Annotated in this window: 13 protein-coding genes; 5 read left to right on the forward strand and 8 right to left on the reverse strand. The window is 38.9% G+C overall.

What is annotated here, in order from left to right:
* Window positions 1-1,519: ABC transporter substrate-binding protein (locus tag AC1DG9_RS05765; RefSeq protein WP_477634399.1), on the forward strand; the 1,519-nt coding region annotated here is incomplete at its 5' end.
* Between the two features lie 92 nt (window positions 1,520-1,611).
* On the opposite strand, the gene AC1DG9_RS05770 is transcribed toward AC1DG9_RS05765, so the two are convergent.
* Both AC1DG9_RS05770 and AC1DG9_RS05775 read right to left on the reverse strand, forming a co-directional pair.
* Entirely contained in the window at window positions 1,612-4,017 is a 2,406-nt protein-coding gene (locus AC1DG9_RS05770; RefSeq protein ID WP_172659046.1) for a TonB-dependent receptor, read from the reverse strand.
* A 105-nt stretch (window positions 4,018-4,122) separates the two neighbouring features.
* The gene (locus tag AC1DG9_RS05775; protein ID WP_337717467.1) at window positions 4,123-5,127 is read right to left on the reverse strand and encodes an LLM class flavin-dependent oxidoreductase; all 1,005 of its coding nucleotides are present in this window, start codon (window positions 5,125-5,127) and stop codon (window positions 4,123-4,125) included.
* Between the two features lie 497 nt (window positions 5,128-5,624).
* Between AC1DG9_RS05775 and AC1DG9_RS05780 the strand changes: the two genes are divergently transcribed.
* Both AC1DG9_RS05780 and AC1DG9_RS05785 read left to right on the forward strand, forming a co-directional pair.
* Entirely contained in the window at window positions 5,625-7,919 is a 2,295-nt protein-coding gene (locus AC1DG9_RS05780) for a TonB-dependent receptor (protein WP_337717465.1), read from the forward strand.
* 150 nt (window positions 7,920-8,069) lie between these two features.
* A complete protein-coding gene (locus AC1DG9_RS05785) occupies window positions 8,070-8,285 on the forward strand; it encodes a Rid family hydrolase (protein WP_216854297.1) in 216 nt (71 codons plus the stop codon).
* A gap of 55 nt (window positions 8,286-8,340) precedes the next feature.
* On the opposite strand, the gene gap is transcribed toward AC1DG9_RS05785, so the two are convergent.
* The 3 genes from gap to AC1DG9_RS05800 all read right to left on the reverse strand — a co-directional run bounded on the left by gap (window position 8,341) and on the right by AC1DG9_RS05800 (window position 10,753).
* Window positions 8,341-9,318: a type I glyceraldehyde-3-phosphate dehydrogenase gene (gap, locus tag AC1DG9_RS05790; protein WP_337717463.1), complete on the reverse strand. Its 978-nt coding sequence runs from the start codon at window positions 9,316-9,318 to the stop codon at window positions 8,341-8,343.
* Window positions 9,319-9,328: 10 nt separating this feature from the next.
* On the reverse strand, window positions 9,329-10,396 hold the full coding sequence (locus AC1DG9_RS05795) for a GlxA family transcriptional regulator (RefSeq protein WP_337717461.1): 1,068 nt from the start codon (window positions 10,394-10,396) through the stop codon (window positions 9,329-9,331).
* Between the two features lie 117 nt (window positions 10,397-10,513).
* The gene (locus AC1DG9_RS05800; protein ID WP_172659041.1) at window positions 10,514-10,753 is read right to left on the reverse strand and encodes a hypothetical protein; all 240 of its coding nucleotides are present in this window, start codon (window positions 10,751-10,753) and stop codon (window positions 10,514-10,516) included.
* 72 nt (window positions 10,754-10,825) lie between these two features.
* Between AC1DG9_RS05800 and AC1DG9_RS05805 the strand changes: the two genes are divergently transcribed.
* Window positions 10,826-12,355 carry a glycoside hydrolase family 43 protein gene (locus AC1DG9_RS05805; protein ID WP_337717458.1) on the forward strand — a complete coding sequence of 510 codons (1,530 nt, stop codon included), beginning with the start codon at window positions 10,826-10,828 and terminating at the stop codon, window positions 12,353-12,355.
* Window positions 12,355-13,050, forward strand: coding sequence for a FadR/GntR family transcriptional regulator (locus AC1DG9_RS05810; protein ID WP_172659039.1), 696 nt, complete (start codon window positions 12,355-12,357; stop codon window positions 13,048-13,050). The genes AC1DG9_RS05805 and AC1DG9_RS05810 overlap by 1 nt, the downstream gene beginning before the upstream one ends.
* Here AC1DG9_RS05810 and AC1DG9_RS05815 read toward each other — a convergent pair.
* From AC1DG9_RS05815 to AC1DG9_RS05825, 3 genes are all read right to left on the reverse strand, one after another.
* Window positions 13,047-14,660 (reverse strand): alpha-L-fucosidase, encoded by a 1,614-nt coding sequence (locus tag AC1DG9_RS05815; RefSeq protein ID WP_477612368.1) that lies wholly within the window; start codon window positions 14,658-14,660, stop codon window positions 13,047-13,049. The genes AC1DG9_RS05810 and AC1DG9_RS05815 overlap by 4 nt on opposite strands.
* A 59-nt stretch (window positions 14,661-14,719) precedes the next feature.
* Window positions 14,720-15,937, reverse strand: a complete 1,218-nt coding sequence (locus AC1DG9_RS05820; protein ID WP_288883206.1) for a redoxin domain-containing protein — start codon at window positions 15,935-15,937, stop codon at window positions 14,720-14,722.
* A gap of 121 nt (window positions 15,938-16,058) precedes the next feature.
* Window positions 16,059-16,994: an NADP-dependent oxidoreductase gene (locus tag AC1DG9_RS05825; RefSeq protein ID WP_172659036.1), complete on the reverse strand. Its 936-nt coding sequence runs from the start codon at window positions 16,992-16,994 to the stop codon at window positions 16,059-16,061.
* Between the last annotated feature and the right edge of the window lie 62 nt (window positions 16,995-17,056).

The raw sequence follows: 17,056 nt of genomic DNA on the forward strand, positions 1-17,056 counted from the left end.
GAATTTAACCTCTCTGGATCCCGCTTTTGCACGCAACCAAAATGCTTTATGGATGATTAATCAGGTATTTAATGGATTGGTACAGGTTGACAGTAACCTTAACATAATGCCTTGTATCGCAAAAACATGGCAAATATCTACAGATGGACTAACATATACTTTTAACCTCCGCAACGATGTGTATTTTCACAACGACCCCATTTTCCCCAACGGAAAAGGCAGAAAAGCCATAGCTGCTGATTTTGTTTATAGCTTTTACCGTCTCATCGATCCTAAAGTTGCGTCTTCAGGTGGCTGGATATTTAGCGACAAAGTAAAAGACATCAATAATTTTGTAGCAATAAATGACAGCACTTTTCAGGTTAAACTCATAAAGCCATTCCCTGCTTTTATGAAATTACTTACCACTCAATATTGTTCGGTAGTGCCAAAAGAAGTTGTAGATCATTATGGCAAAGATTTTCGAAGCCATCCAATTGGAACAGGGCCTTTTAAGTTTAAATATTGGAAAGAAGATGAAATACTGGTATTGCTCAAAAATGAAAATTACTGGGAAAAAGCAGGCAATACCAAACTACCTTATCTCGACGCAGTAAAGGTCTCCTTTATCACAGATAAGCAAAGCGCATTCATGAACTTCCTTAAAAAGGATCTCGACTTCTTTGACAAGGTAGACGGCAGCTATCGCGATGACATCTTAACAAAAAGCGGAAAGATGACTGCAAAATATAAAGGCAAATTCAACCTCAGAAAGAGCCCTTACCTTTGCACAGAGTATGTAGGAATACTTGTCGACACCAATATAGCCATTGCCAAACGCTCTCCATTAAAATACAAAAAAGTAAGGCAGGCCATAAATTACGCCATTGATAAGCCTAAACTAATCAAATATTTACGTAACAGCATAGGCATACCGGCAACTTCTGGCTTCATTCCTCAAGGCATGCCCGGGTTTGACAGCACAGCAGTAAAGGGGTATCACTATGAACCAGAAAAAGCTGCAGTGCTGTTAGCAGAAGCCGGCTTTCCAAATGGCAAAGGGATGCCACAGGTTACCCTCAGCACTTCTACTACTTATAAAGATCTTATAGAATTCATACAAGGTGAATTGGCCGCAATCGGTATTAAGGTAAAAGTAGATGTAAGCCCCAATGCAAGCTTAAGGGACCTCATGTCAAAAAACGAAGTGAATTTTTTCAGAGGTTCCTGGATAGCAGACTATCCGGATGGCGAGAATTATCTTGCCATGTTTTATTCTAAAAACAAAGTCCCTAATGGTCCAAATTACACAGCCTACTACAATAACGATTTTGACAGGTTATTTGAACAAAGTTACTATGTTAGCGATAATGCAAAACGCTATCTTCTTTATCAAAAAATGGATCAAATGGTAATTGATTATGCAAACATAGTTCCCATTTATTATGATCAATCAGTAATTATGACGCAAAATAACATTAGTGGGTACAATATGAATCCGCAAAACCTAATGATTCTTAAAACGGTAAAAAAGAATTAAGATCCCCATCATCTCGCTACCTCGTTAGTCCGTCATCTCTCCTATCGTCGAGATGACGGCAACTTTACACAATTTGCAATTCGCAATATCAATTATTGCACACCACCTCCCATTCCGCCTTGCTCTTCTTTCTTCAAGTCGTCATTTTTAATAGATTTCTTTTGAGTAAACTTAAGCTTACCAAAGTTATAGCTAAAGTTTAAACCAAAAGAGCGCAACGGATAATGGATATCAGTATTCTGTGTTGATGTTGCAGTATTATTTACAGTCTTAATATTCAAATCTCTGCTAAACGGATTCAATACATTTAAGCCAATAGTTGCTTTTTTATTAAGAATCTCTTTTTTCACGGCACCACCATAAAAATACATTGCATCAGTTTTTCCCTGAAAAGTCCTTCTTGGCGAGTTAATTACCCCCCAAAGTTCAGTACTCCACCCTCCAGTCAAAGCATATGCTGATCTGGCAAAAGCAGTATAATTAACAAAAGTTCCGGTATTTATATTATTATTTGCATTGCTTACATCGTAGGTATTCATTCCAAAATTGGCCATTAAGGTCCATTTCGGTTTAGGGTTGTATGAACCGAAAACGTTAAAACCATACGATTGACTGGTACCTACGTTGGTATAAGATGTTAAGTTTTTGTTTACCCCATCTTCTACAATCGGACTGATAAAACTTTCAATCACATTCTTTGTATTGCGGTAAAATACTGAGGCATTAATTACAGAACCTTTAATAAAGGTTGAGTATCCCACTTCAATGTTATCACTCAACTCTGGCGACAATTCAGGGTTACCCTGCATCGGATTATAAATATCACTTTCATTTCTAAAAGGATTCAAATAAAACAAACTAGGTCTCTGTATCCTGCGGTTATAACTCACCTTAACAGTGGTCATCCCCTTTAAAGTCTGCGATAAAACTAAGCTCGGGAACAGGTTAAAATAGTCATTTTTAAAGGGCAAAATGTTACCAGCCAATCCATCAATTTTAGTATACTCAGCTCTTAAACCGGCTTTGGCAGTAATTTTTTTAGTTAGTTTAAAACCAAGCACACCATAAGCAGAACCTACATTCTGATCGTAGTCAAAATCCTGGGCATTCTGATCATAGTCACTTATAATGTTCCTAAAAATACCTTTCAACCCGGTTTCAAGTGTGGTTGTTTTACTAAAAGGATAAGTATAATCAGTTTGCAAAGTGTACTCATTATTTTTACCCGTATTGCCTCCAATTAAAGTAAAATCTGGCACACCCTCGCTTACAAATCTATTGGTAAAATCACTGGTATTTCTTCCTCGCGAAAGCTGTGCAGAAACACTCAATTCTTCACCTTCCTTTTTACTTGTTTTCCTGTAATCTACGTTCCAGTCCATGTTATTGAACCCCATATCCATATCTCTAATATTCTGAGAAAAAACATTATTGGTCAATATATCAGAGCTGCCTGGCCCTCCATTAGAGAATCTGTTAAATTTAACCGTAGAACTAATGTTGTGGTAACTGTTAAAATCATAATCCAAACCAGCACTCCCGTTGTATCCAACTCTGGACCATTTAGAAAAACCATTCTGCGAAACGGTATTTGTAACCCCATCTACAACAGAACTATTAAACACAACAACCTTCGAATTCTGTGGATAAGCATGATTTACACCTAGATTACCTGTTAACGATAAACGGCCTGTTTTAGCATTTAAATTAAACGCGCCATTATTTGAACGTGTACCGGCCGATGTATTTATACTTCCACTGACACCTTCAGCAGTTTTCTTTTTTGTGATGATATTGATGATACCACCCGAGCCTTCAGCATCGTATTTTGCAGAAGGGCTTGTAATTACTTCCACACTTTTGATCTGCTCAGCAGGAATCATTTTCAAAGCATCAGCCACACTGTTTGCCATTGTTCCTGAGGGTTTTCCATTTATCAAAACACGAACTGCACTTCCGCGCAACTGCACATTTCCGTTTATGTCAACAGAAAGCATAGGTACTTTACGCATTACATCAGTTGCATCTCCACCGGCATTGGTAATGTCGGCCTCAGCATTGTAAACCAATTTATCAACCTTATTCTCAATCAAAGATTTTTCTCCCACAATTGCAACCTCTTTCAGGTTACTTTCTGTAGGGCTTACATAAATAGTTCCTGCGTTTAAATCAGGTTTTTCCGGGCTCGTCTTAACCGATATAGATTTTGTTTTATAGCCCATAAACCCAATAGAAAGCTTATATTGGTCGGGCGCAACATTTTGCAAAACTATTTTACCTTTCTCATCAGTTACTCCTCCATTTACAGATTTATTATCAGCTGTTTTTATTAATGATACTGTTGCATAGTCAATAGGTTTTTTGGTAAGCGAGTCTAAAATCAATGCTGTAATACGTCCAGTCACTTTAGGTTTTTGTGGTGCCCCACCCAAAGAAAACTGCGCATTAGCATTCAGCATTAACCCCAATCCCGCAAATAGTAGTATAATTCGTTTCATAAAAATTTTATTTCTTCAATTAGTCTGCGCAAAATCGGTTTTGTTACACTTTTTATCAATAGAAATTAGATTATCTGCAAACGGGAAGCGGTGAAATGCTCCTTTTTATCGGCTAAAAGCTTCAGCCAACAATTCATAAGAGCGTAATCTGGCATTATGATCAAAAATATGTGACGTAGCCATAATCTCATCAACTTCTGTCTGATCCAGAAATTGCTGCAAATCCGCTTTTATCGTTTCCTTGCTTCCTGTAAAAGTACAAGCCAGCATTTGTCCTGCCTGCTCTTCCTCATAATCTGTCCATATTCCCTCCATGCTATCAACAGGAGGTTGCAAAAGTCTGCGCTTTCCGGTTACAATTCCTCTAAACAATTGATACAACGAAGTGGCAAGTTTATTAGCCTCCGCATCAGTATCTGCAGCAACAACGTTTACACAAGCCAATACATATGGTGCAGCCAAATGCTCAGAAGGTTTAAAGTTCTTTCTGTATATATTTATTGCCGTAAGGAACTGAGCCGGGGCAAAATGACTTGCAAAGGCATACGGCAAACCCAATGCGGCAGCCAAATGTGCACTATCAGTACTCGATCCCAATATCCATATCGGAATATCAAGTCCTTCACCAGGAATTGCCCTTACATTACTTCTGTGATTATCTGGCGATAAATAGGCTTGTAACCTCAGTACATCTCCCGGGAAATCCTGAGCAGCATGCATACGCTCACCTCTAATTGCCGCGGCCGTTGCCTGATCTGTGCCTGGTGCTCTTCCCAATCCTAAATCTATTCTATCAGGATATAGTGAAGCAAGAGTACCAAATTGTTCAGCTATAATTAAAGGCGAGTGATTCGGCAACATTATACCACCAGCACCTACTCTTATTTTTTTTGTTCCACCGGCTATGTGGCCTATTACTACCGATGTTGCTGAACTGGCAACACTAATCATATTATGATGTTCGGCCAACCAATACCGGTTATACCCCCAATCTTCAGCATGGCGGGCAAGGTCTAAACTTTTCTTAAAGGTATCGGCTGGGGTCTTGCCCTCAACAACAGTTGCAAGATCTAATACAGAAAAAGGAATGGTGTTCAGTAATTTTTTCATATTGCTTAAAAGTAGGCTGCAAAACTACACCCTATTTAAGCGAAACTTCATTTTCTAATCACTATATGACTTTAAATCCACGGAACTTCCAAAAGCAGGCAACTATTTAAAAGCCGCTAACGTATCTGTGAATATAAAGCTTAAGTAAAACCTAAATTACAAACATCATGAAAACTTATCTAACAAGTCGTGTTTGCATTTTTATAGCCATAACCGGGATCTTTTTTCTGCTTTTCTTTATCTGCAAAGTAGGTTAAACCATGCCTAACTCAATAAGCGCTTGTACTAACCTGAATTTGCTCTTATTCACAAAATATCTTTCAACTAATTCTTTTGCTTGTTGCCTATCCATTCAATTTTAGTGTTCATCAATAACTAAACGAGTGAAGGGATCCTTTAGGATAAAGAAATTTAAAAATTAGAATTACAATGTTAGAAATCCAAATGTTTATATATTTGCAACTATTTATAATAAGTCTAAATAAAATTTAATATGTATGCTTAAATCTCTAACTCTATTTTTATCTATCCTTACAGTGCAGGCATTTGCCCAAACTGGTACCATTAAAGGCACAGTAACCACTTCTGATGGTAAACCTGCTGAATTTGTAAATGTTGTTCTGGCCGGAACAAATAAGGCCAGCGTAGTAAACGAAGCTGGCAATTATACCATAAACAAAGTTCCTGCAGGAACTTATACGTTAACTGCAAGTTTTACCGGGCTTCTCACACAAAAAAGCACAGTAACAGTAACAGCCGGAGAAACCAGCGTAGTCAATTTTACTTTGACAGAAGACAACCGGCAATTACAGGAGGTTGTTGTAAACAGCAACAGCCGGCAAACAAATAAGGAAACCGATTATGTTGCCCGGATGCCATTAAAAAATCTCGAGAATCCGCAAGTATATAACGTTGTCGGCAAGGAGTTAATGAAAGAACAGCTGATGACCGACGTTAAGGAGGTTTTCAGGGCTGCCCCCGGCGTTGCGCCAACTGAATATGTTACCGGAAGCTTTGCTGTCTTATTCAGAGGCTTCACCAACTTCGATTACGCAAGGAATGGAATGGCAACATCAGTTTACAGATCTGGAACAGAAATAGCAAATCTGGAACGCGTAGAATTAATTAAAGGTCCATCAGGTACGCTGTTTGGCTCGCAAATATCCACATTTGGTGGTGCAATAAATCTGGTCACCAAAAAACCTTATGCAGCCTTTGGAGGCGAGATAGATTATAGCATGGGAAGCTTTGATCTAAGCAGGGCTACTATTGATCTGAATACACCACTAAATAATGAAAAAACAGTATTACTGAGATTCAATGCCGTAAAGCATCAGCAAAACAGTTCAAACGAATATGGCAAAAATAAAAGATACGTTATTAGCCCCAGTCTATCTTACCAGGCCAGCGACCGCCTTTCATTCCTGTTCGATTTTGAATATTTTAACAGTGATGCAAACCGCCTGGCATATACATTACTTTTTGGAGATCAAGTGCCTTTTAAATCTGCAAAAGATATTCCGCTTGGCTTTAAAAAATCTTTTTTCCAGAATGATCTGCTTAGCGACGCAGAGGCCACAAAATATTTTGGACAGGCCAAGTATCAGATTAGTAAAAACTGGACATCAACTACAGGCGTATCTCATGTAAATGAATTTTTAAACCACAGCTATCAACCTTATGTAGAATGGACTAATGCAACCACGGCCAAAACCAGTATCAGGCATTTTGGTCCAAGAGAAAGAACTTACGCAAATATCCAACAGAATTTTAACGGAAGCTTTAATACCGGTAAAATTCATCATAACATATTGATTGGTGCCAGTTATGAATTCAACGATGAAACACTTACTTACAAAGCCCTTGAACTCGACGAAATAGACATTACCCAGCCTTTCGAAAAATCGGGCCTGAGCAGGGTAACCGGTCTTTTGGCAGATAATTCAATAGCCTCATCTACTGATGCATACGGAGGAAACTCTTTTGGTGCATACGTTTCTGACGTGATCAACTGGACCGGCCGTTTGTCTACCATGTTAAGCTTGCGTTTTGATCGTTTTAAACAAACCTACGAAGGGGGCTTTGTTCAGCCATCACTTTCTCCCAAGCTAGGAGTTGTGTATCAGCTGGTGAAAGACAAAGTATCTTTATTTGGGAACTTTATGAATGGTTTTCAAAACCAGGGTCCACTTGAACAGCCTGATGGCAGTCTGTTTAAACCTAAACCCGTTTTTGCCAACCAAATGGAAGGCGGTGTAAAAGCCGAATTACCGGGCGGCGTGCTTGGTGGGAGTATTAGCTACTATCATATTGGTATCGACAATGCTTTGCGTACAGATGATGCACTATATAGTTTTCAGGATGGCAAGCAAGTGAGCAAGGGAGTAGAAGTAGAGCTTACTGCTAACCCTCTAACCGGCCTGAGTATTGTAGCCGGATACGGATATAATGAAAATAAATATACTAAGGCTGATGCATACGAAGGTAAGCTTGCGACTCAAGCACCCAAACATATCGTTAACTATTGGCTGAACTATCGTCTGCCTTTTGAAAGTATTAAAGGTATTGGAGTGGGTTTTGGAGGAAATTATATTGGCGATTCGTATCTTAATTCAAGCAATACTTATACCATTCCGGCGTATCATATTATTAATGCCGCTGTTTCTTACCAAAAGGAGAAATGGAAATTTGGTTTTAAATTAAACAACATCTCTAATGTAGAATACTGGGATTTGGTAGGAAACCCCCAATTTACCAGAAACTTTGTAGCTAACTTCTCTTTCAAATTTTAAGTTACTTTTAGACTCATTGGCCCTTTTTTGGGCAATTTACAATTGTCATCTCCTTTGGTAACCAAAGGAGATGACAATTGTAAATTAATAAATTGCTTCGAAGTCTAGCATAACTCCATTCTTGTCATACCTGCCCTTACTGTTAAAAACCTGGAAGAACTTATTCACAGCGCCGGATATGATTGTGCCGGCATCGTCCGTTTGAATCTTTACACCACTTCTGTACAAGAATTTTTTAGTACATGCACAGACGTATACAAGGATTTTTTGCAGAAGTATGGCATAAGGCAAGCTACAACCTTACTGGAAGTCAAAGGTCTTTTTGCAACCCTAACAGTCGAACTAGAAGCTACTGTAGTAAAATAGAGAAAAAGCCAGCAAGTGTACGCTCATTTGCTGGCCTTTCCTTTTTCTGGTGTTTTTACAGCAAACTAACCAGCTCTGCAATCCTGTTGGAAATTCCAACTTCATTATCATACCAGGCGACCACTTTAACCAATTTACCGTTAGTTTTGGTCAAACTACCATCTACAATCGAAGAATGTGTGTTTCCTAAAATATCTGAAGATACCATCGGTTCTTCTGTATATTCCAGTATACCTTTAAAAGTGCTTCCTGCATAGGATTTAAATAAGTTATTCAATTCATCGGCAGACACCTCCTTATTTAAATTTACCGATAAATCCACGATAGATGCATCAATTACCGGAACACGATAAGAATATCCATCCATTTTACCTTTTAAGTTAGGAAGCACATCACCAATAGCTTTGGCGGCACCCGTAGTGGTAGGGATAATAGAATATGATGCTGCGCGTGCTCTTCTTAGGTCTTTATGAGGTGCATCTTGCAAGTTTTGATCAGCAGTAAATGCATGAACAGTTACCATATACCCAGATTCGACACCAAATTCCTTATCAAGAATTGCTAATATTGGGGCAATGCTGCCTGTGGTACACGATGCTGTAGAATAGATCAGGTCGTCCCCTATCAGCTCATTATTCACCCCGTGTACAATCGTTTTCACCCCTCCTGTGGCAGGTGCTGTAATCAATACTTTTTTTGCACCTGCATGGATATGTGATTGTGCAGAACCCTTATCGGTAAACCTGCCTGTTGATTCTATTACCACATCTATCGCCAGGTCTTTCCATGGAAGCTTTTCAGGATCTTTTTCACTCAATAACTGTATGCGTTTTCCATTTGCAATGATCATATCCCCATCACTGGTTACCTCTCCGGGGAACCGACCATGTGCCGTATCATATTTAAGTAAGTGGGTAAGTGTTTTGATGTCTGTAAGGTCATTTACTGCGACAACTTCTATTTCTGGTCTATTTTGTAATGCCCTAAGGGTCATTCTGCCGATGCGGCCGAATCCGTTAATTGCTATTTTCATGTTGTTGTGATTAATTTGTTCTATATAAATTCGATTGAGAACTATCATTAATGCCAGGCGATTGAAGTGATGTCCTGAATGCGCGGCGATAATCGGATGGTGTAGTCATTAAATGCCTCAGAAATGTACGCCTCATGGAGACAAGATTATTAAGCCCGCATTTTTCAGCTATACTTTCAATAGAAACATCGGTATCTTCCAAATATTTCCTGGCCATTTCCACCCTTAGCTTTTCTATGAACTTGGCAGGTGGCAAACCTGTTTGCTTATGAAAAACCCTCGTAAAGTTCCTTGGGCTCATATTTAAATGTTCGGCCATCCGCGTTACATCCAAAGGCTGAGCCAGGTTCTCATTAAGCCATCCGTATAATTTCTGTGCAATATTGGTGCTTTCGTAAGCTGGCAATAGGTTGCCAAACTGGGCCTGAAAACCAGGTCTCGACAAGTAAAACACCAATTTGCGTGCTACTTGAATAGCGATATCCTTGCCGTGATCTTCCTCTACTAAAGCAAGAGCGAGATCTATGCCTGAAGAGACCCCTCCTGAAGTATATATCCTCCCATCCCCCATATAAAATGGATTAGTATTGACCTCAACAAGTGGGTACTCTTTCTTTAACCGATCACTCAACTGCCAATGTGTGGTTGCTTTTTTTCCATTTAACAATCCTGCTTCAGCTAAAACAAAAGCACCACCGCAAACTGACCCAATCCTGCTGTTACTTTTTTCATTGATGGTCGATAGCCAATTACAAAAAGTAGCGTATTCTGATTTTCCTAAAGTTTGAAAGTCATTTCCAGCTACGATAACAATGTCGATAGGTGTTGTAATTTCCAGGGCACTCTGCTGGCAAACCAGTTCCGCCCCAGCTAAAGTCGGTATGTGCTTCTTTAAGGTTGGAGATGCGATTACAACATCATAACCATGTTTAGAACCAGATAAGTATAAACACTTGTCTGCATTGGTAAAAACATCTACAGGACCCGAAAAATGGAGTAAGGTACGACCAGACATCGGTACGATTACCACTTTTTTCTTTAACTGATTCCTAATGAGAGCAGATTCATCGTCATTCATATAACAAATATACAGGGTAATATATTTGTCTCAAAGGACATATTTTATACAATTTAGGACAAAAAATTTATATATCAGATATGGATATAGGCTGATAATATGAATTTCTCCATCGTTTTACTTTAGAAGCGCAATGCTTGCTTCAAGTTCAGATATTTCTTTTTCTCTCTCTTCAATTAAAGTTGTTTGGTTATTAACATCTTTCTTCAGATCAGATATTTCGAGTTTTATTTCAAATGTCTGAGTTTCCTTTCCCAGGTCATTAACGAGATTTTGAACTTGTTTCAAGTTACGTTGTTGATCTGCCAAACTCGTCTTTGCCGCCCCTAATGACTCGGTTAACTCCTTAATTTCCATGATTTTTCAATTAACTCACAATGTACGCATAATAAACCGTTAAAAAATTAAGGTAAAATTCTATCTTGCATTATGAGATTACTTTTTAAATACCTGCTTTTTTTAGCTGTAATCCAATTTACAGCAGTTGTACAGCCTTTATTTGCCCAGGAAATAACAGCAGTTATCCCAGGAGATTTTGCCGACCCCTCAATTATCCGAAAAGGCAATGAATACTATTCCATCGGTACTTCCTCAGAGTGGGGCCCACACTTTCCAATATTTAAATCCACCAATTTAAAAACCTGGAAACAAACAGGCTATGTTTTCAAACAAGCTCCTGATTGGGCAAATGCTTCTTTCTGGGCTCCAGAATATTATTACCACAATAAAACCTATTTTATATATTACACGGCACGACGTAAAAAAGACGGTGTTTCTTGCATCGGAGTGGCCACTTCCAAATATCCTGATAAAGATTTCAAAGATCACGGAATCATTATTGAGTATGGTAAAGAAGCTATAGATGCGTTCGTATTTAACGACAAAGGCCAGCTATACATAACCTGGAAAGCCTATGGTTTAGACGGTAGGCCAATAGAAATACTTGGCAGTAAGCTGGCTAACGATGGACTATCCTTAATTGGCGATGCATTTACAATGATGAAAGACGAGAAGGGCATCGGTCTTGAAGGACAAAGCTTCCTTAAAAAAGACGATTATTATTACATGTTCTACTCTGTTGGAAATTGCTGTGGCAGTAAATGCGATTATAATGTTAGAGTCGCCAGATCTAAAACCTTTCGGGGACCATATGAAAACCATCCAAAAAACCCACTATTATATGAAAATGAATGGTGGAAATGCTCCGGACATGGCACTTTTGTAAACAGTCCTGATGGGAAATACTACTACATTTACCATGCTTATAATAAAGCCAGCAGTGTTTTCACCGGACGCCAAGGTATGCTTGCAGAGCTAACTTGGTCAGGCAAAAATGAGTGGCCAGAGTTCAAAGAATTATCACCTGCGCCAGGTAACCCGTCAGCCAATAATTTCAAGGCTAATTTCTCTACACAAAATCCATCTGTAGAGTGGCAATGGGATTTCAGAAACTCCACACCTAAATTAGCACAACAAAAAGGGAACCTTTATTTATCAGGCAATATTAAAAAAGAAAACAATGCTGGTATTGCGCTAACTATCCGTCCCGCTCATTTGAACTACGAAATGACCACGACCGTTGTGAATCGCAACAACGCTTTAAAAGGCCTGGTAGTTTATGGAGATGCAAATGCCGCAACAGGCATTGGAGTAGTAGGCAATAAAGTTCAGTTCTGGATGGTAAAGGATAATAAAGAAACTGTTTTAAATATAGCTACAATTGACAATCCTGAAACCCCTATTCAATTAAAAATGCTGGTAAAACCTGACTTCACCTGTCGTGTATACTGGAGACAAAAATCGAAAGACTGGAAAGAATTATCCGTAGATGATAAAGCATATTCAATAGATTTTCTTCCCCAATGGGATAGAAGTCCGCGACCTGGCCTAAATTTCAAAGGAGCCTCTACAGCAAATGCCCAATTCTCGTCCTTTGAACTTAACTATTTAGAAAAATAATGGACTTACTTAACTCCATCCGGAAAATTGATACAAGCTCCCTGGTAGATCGCGTGGAGACAAAACTTGTTGAGCTTCTTCAGGCGAAACAACTTAAAATTGGAGATAGTATTCCTACCGAGCTCGAGCTTTGCTCTTCTTTGGGTGTAAGCAGAACTGTTGTAAGAGAAGCGCTATTACGATTAAGAATGATGGGCCTAATCGACACTAAAAAGAAAAAAGGCACCGTAATTACAAGCCCTGATATTTTTGGCATACTCAGCAAAAGTATGAACCCATATATTCTGGACGAGGAAACTTTAAAAGAAATCTTTGAGATAAGATTAACACTTGAAATTGGAATGGCCGACTTCTTATTTCGAAACATCACACCTAAGGACATCAAAGAATTAAAAGCCATTGTCGAAAATGAGCCGGCAATGGCCAAAGATTATCTTTTTGAAATTGATCATGAAATAGCCTTTCATTCCAAACTTTATGAAATAACGGGGAACAAAACCATGAAGAAATTTCAGAAAATGCTACTCCCAATATTTGACTACGTAAACAACAGTGGCATGCTCAAGAAACCAACTACTTATGGAAAGTTTGTTTCGCACAAAGGGCTGGTTGATATCCTGGAAAACGGTTCTCCTGAATTATTCAGAAATGCGATGCGCAATCATCTTGAAAACCATTTTCTAAGATTATCTTAATTACTTGCTTCTTTAGGTGCCTGCTTATAAAGGCCTATTTCCGCAATAGCAGGATTTAACCTCGATGAAACAATCCTTAATCTTATTTCAGAAGCTGTAACAGGAGCAAAACGCAACAGGCGCTTATAACCTATGGTAGTGCCTTTTGCAGCTTCCTTCCACTCATCCCCTGCTTTATATTCTAAAACAAAGTTTTCTACTCGCTGTCCTATCCTCAAATTCTCCTGCAATAGCAACAAATCAAACTTCTTTGATTTTGATAATTTAAGATCAATAACAACCGTACTGTCACCAGGTTTGGTAGCCCAAACTGTATTATCTTTGCCATCAAACAATACACTTGATTTTTTTGCATTGCTGCCTTTAACTACTGCACCTGCCAGCAAGTTTACTGCAAATGTATTGTCCTTTTGTTTCTTAAAACCCTGCAACGACTTAATATCGCTATCACTAATCAAGCCTCTGGTATCTGGAGGTATGTTCAATAGCAAAACGCCATTCCTTCCAACCGAGCTGTAATAGATATCCATTAATTTCTCCGGAGATTTAACATCCTTGTCTTCGGTAGTATGATAGAACCATCCTGGACGGATTGAAACATCGATCTCTGCAGGGTACCATACCAGACTTTTTGCTTTTGCAATTTTTGATCTGCTGCCCAAGTCATTTGCCATCATATCTCTCGGTGCGAATTCAACTTTCTGCTGCGAGTTTTCAGCTATTTTTTCGGTCTTTAGTTCATCACCAGGCACAACACTCCATTCAGTCTCCCTGCCATAGCCGCTTTCCGTTCCTACCCATCTTACATCTGGTCCTGAAACCGCAATAGTAGCCTTAGGTTGCAGTTTACGAATCAACTCATACCATCTGTTATACTCATAAACCTGTTTTTTACCGGAAGGGCCCTCGCCGTTTGCACCATCAAACCAAACTTCATCTATCTGTCCATATTGAGTTAACAATTCCGTAAGCTGGTTAATGAAATAGTTATTGTATTCCATGCTACCAAAATATTTCGAATTGCGATCCCATGGGGACAGATAAATTCCAAATCCGATACCGAATTCCTTACATGCATCAGCGGTTTCCTTTACAACATCTCCTTTCCCTTCTTTCCAGGGACTATTTTTTACAGAATGTTCTGTGTATTTACTTGGCCACAAACAAAAACCATCGTGGTGTTTTGCTGTTAAAATAATTTGCTTAAAACCGGCTTCCTTACAAACCTTAACCCACTGCCTCGCGTCCAGATCTTTCGGATTAAATATTTTAGGGTCTTCAGATCCATCCCCCCATTCTTTATTGGTAAAGGTATTTATCCCGAAGTGTATAAAAGCGGTTAATTCTAACTGCTGCCACCTTAATTGCCGGGCGGCAGGGACTACATTAGCAGCTTTTTTTACAATATCCTTTTCAGTATCTCCAGGATTAATTTCAACATAGTTTTTATTGGTAAAGATCTGAGCAGAACTACTGTTTGGTAAGCCCGCGCAAACAACCAACTGAAGCCCTATTAATAGGATCCAGTTTAGCCTGTTAAAATAATACCTCTTCTTCATAATCTGATTAAATTGAATAATGATCAACTTCAAAGAAAGCTTGATTTTCATTATCAATAGTGTAATTTTTTGTCAAAACATTAAGTGATTTTGTCAAAAAACAGCTTAGTCTATTTACTTAGCAAAGTATTCATAACCTCTTCAAATTCCTTTTTATACTGCACAAAATACTCGCCGGTACCAGGGCCATAAAATGAAGTGTTAATATGATTCACCAAGCCTTTTTTATCTAATATGATACTTGTAGGGAAAACTTTAATGGCGGTTAACTGAGGTAAAGTCTTTTCTGTTTTTTCAGGATCTCCGGCAGTAACGCCAGTAATTAGCATTGGATATTCAACCTTAAACTGTTGCTGAAACTTTTGCAGGCTTTTTCTCGACCTTGCCTCATCTGTACTTAATTCATAAGCTAGTGCAATCACCTCTACACCGCGGTTTTTATTCTTGCGGTAATAGTCGCTTAAAAAAGCCATTTCGTCCATACAGTTAGGGCACCAGGAGCCCATTAGCTGTAAAACAACCACTTTATCTTTAAATCTTTTATCATTTATAGATACCACATTACCTTCAAGGTCTTTAAAACTAAAATCCAGTCGGCCACTTTCTCCTTCCTTAAGCGCAGTTACCGGAGCTTCCAATTTAACATTGGAGTCTTTTACGGCAGTCCATTTTTCTAATGACGTAGCACCGCTATACAGTGTACCCTTAATGCTATCTCCCTTAATTTTAGCAGAGAAAACAAGCGCGTGTATACCATCAAAAGTTGAGATCATTAGGGAATCACCGATTATGGTGCCATCAAGATAACGGTAATCGCCAGAAGGAGTTAGCACTGAACCACCTACTTTCTGACCATTTTGCGTGAACTCTCCAATTGCCAGTCGCTCAGACTGATCAGCCCTGGTAAACTCAATCTTCCATTTCCCTTTAACAGATACCTTACCGGCACTTCCTTTTGGAAAACGGCTGGCTTTTGAGGTGGCAGAGAACGGCATAACCAGATCTTTAACAGATCCGCCCTTTATCCATACACCATTTAAACTGTCCTTATTGATAATTTTAACCCTAAACGACGACTCGAATACGGGCATTTTTATTAAAAGCGAATCTTTAGAGATCCATGTCATTTCTGTTTTAAGTCGTTCAGTATCATTTACCACATAGCAAATTGTAGTATTACCTTGCTTTTGAATTCCTAGTTCAAAAGGTATTTCGTTTCCATCTGCCCGATGCAATACTGCTTTCCATTTTCCTTGTTGCAAATTAATCTGCGCATTGCAGAATAGAGAAAAGGCCGTTAGAACAGCCAATAATGCATATCTTACCATATTTCTAGTACTCTTAGTCCATGCAAAGGTAGCTGAATCGGTACTGACGAGGGTAAAAATATTTCATACGAAAGTAAAAAACAGCCATATGATAGAAAAAATCTACAAAAAGACTAGAGTATTAAACCTTAATAACAATCTTTCCCTGAGTTTTTCCGGTTTCGAGTGAGAGGTGCGCTGCCTTCATCTGGTCAAAATCAAATACTTGCGACACATGAGATTTGACGGCACCACTTTCCAATAAAGCGGCAATTTTTTTCATCTCCTCGCCATCGGATTGTACCATAATCGGATAACCAATCATCCCCTGTGCCTTAGCTTTTTCGGCTACTGCATCATTTTGTCCAGATGGAATGCTAATAATTGTCCCTCCCTTTTTCATTACTTTTAAAGAGTTGTCGATATTCTCGCCCCCAATTGCATCAAGTACAAAATCAATATTACCTGTAGCATCTTCAAAAGCCTGGCTTGTATAATCAATATGTTCATCAGCCCCCAGGCTTAAAACAAAATCTCTTTTAGCAGCAGATGAAGTTCCTATCACATAAGCTCCAATATGTTTTGCAATCTGCACAGCATAGTTTCCTACCCCACCCGCAGCCGCATGAATTAGTACACGGTCGCCCTTTTTTATTTTTGCATGATCAACAAGCGCTTGCCATGCCGTTAAGGCAGCTAAGGTAGCCGCAGCAGCTTCTTCGTGGGTAACATTAGCAGGCTTTAAAGCAAGATGACTTGCAGGAGCAGCTGCATACTCAGCATAGGCCTTCCCATGTCCCGGGAAATTTATCATTCCAAATACCTCATCGCCTTCTTTAAACAATGAAGATTTAGATAAACTAACAACCCCCGATACATCCCAGCCCAGAACAATAGGATTCTCGTCTTTTAGCTTTGCGGCGCGTCCTTTACCTATGCGCGTTTTAACATCAACCGGATTTATGCTAATGGCCTTTATTTGTATAAGCACTTCTCCATCGTTTATTGATGGCACTGGCAACTCGGTATAAACCAAATTATCTACACTGCCAAAATCCTTTAACATGATACTTCTCATTTGCTGAACCAATTTATATTGCAAATTACAAAAATTGAGTAGGTTTGAGTTCCTATGAGATC

The organism is Pedobacter sp. 05L430 (assembly GCF_056397585.1).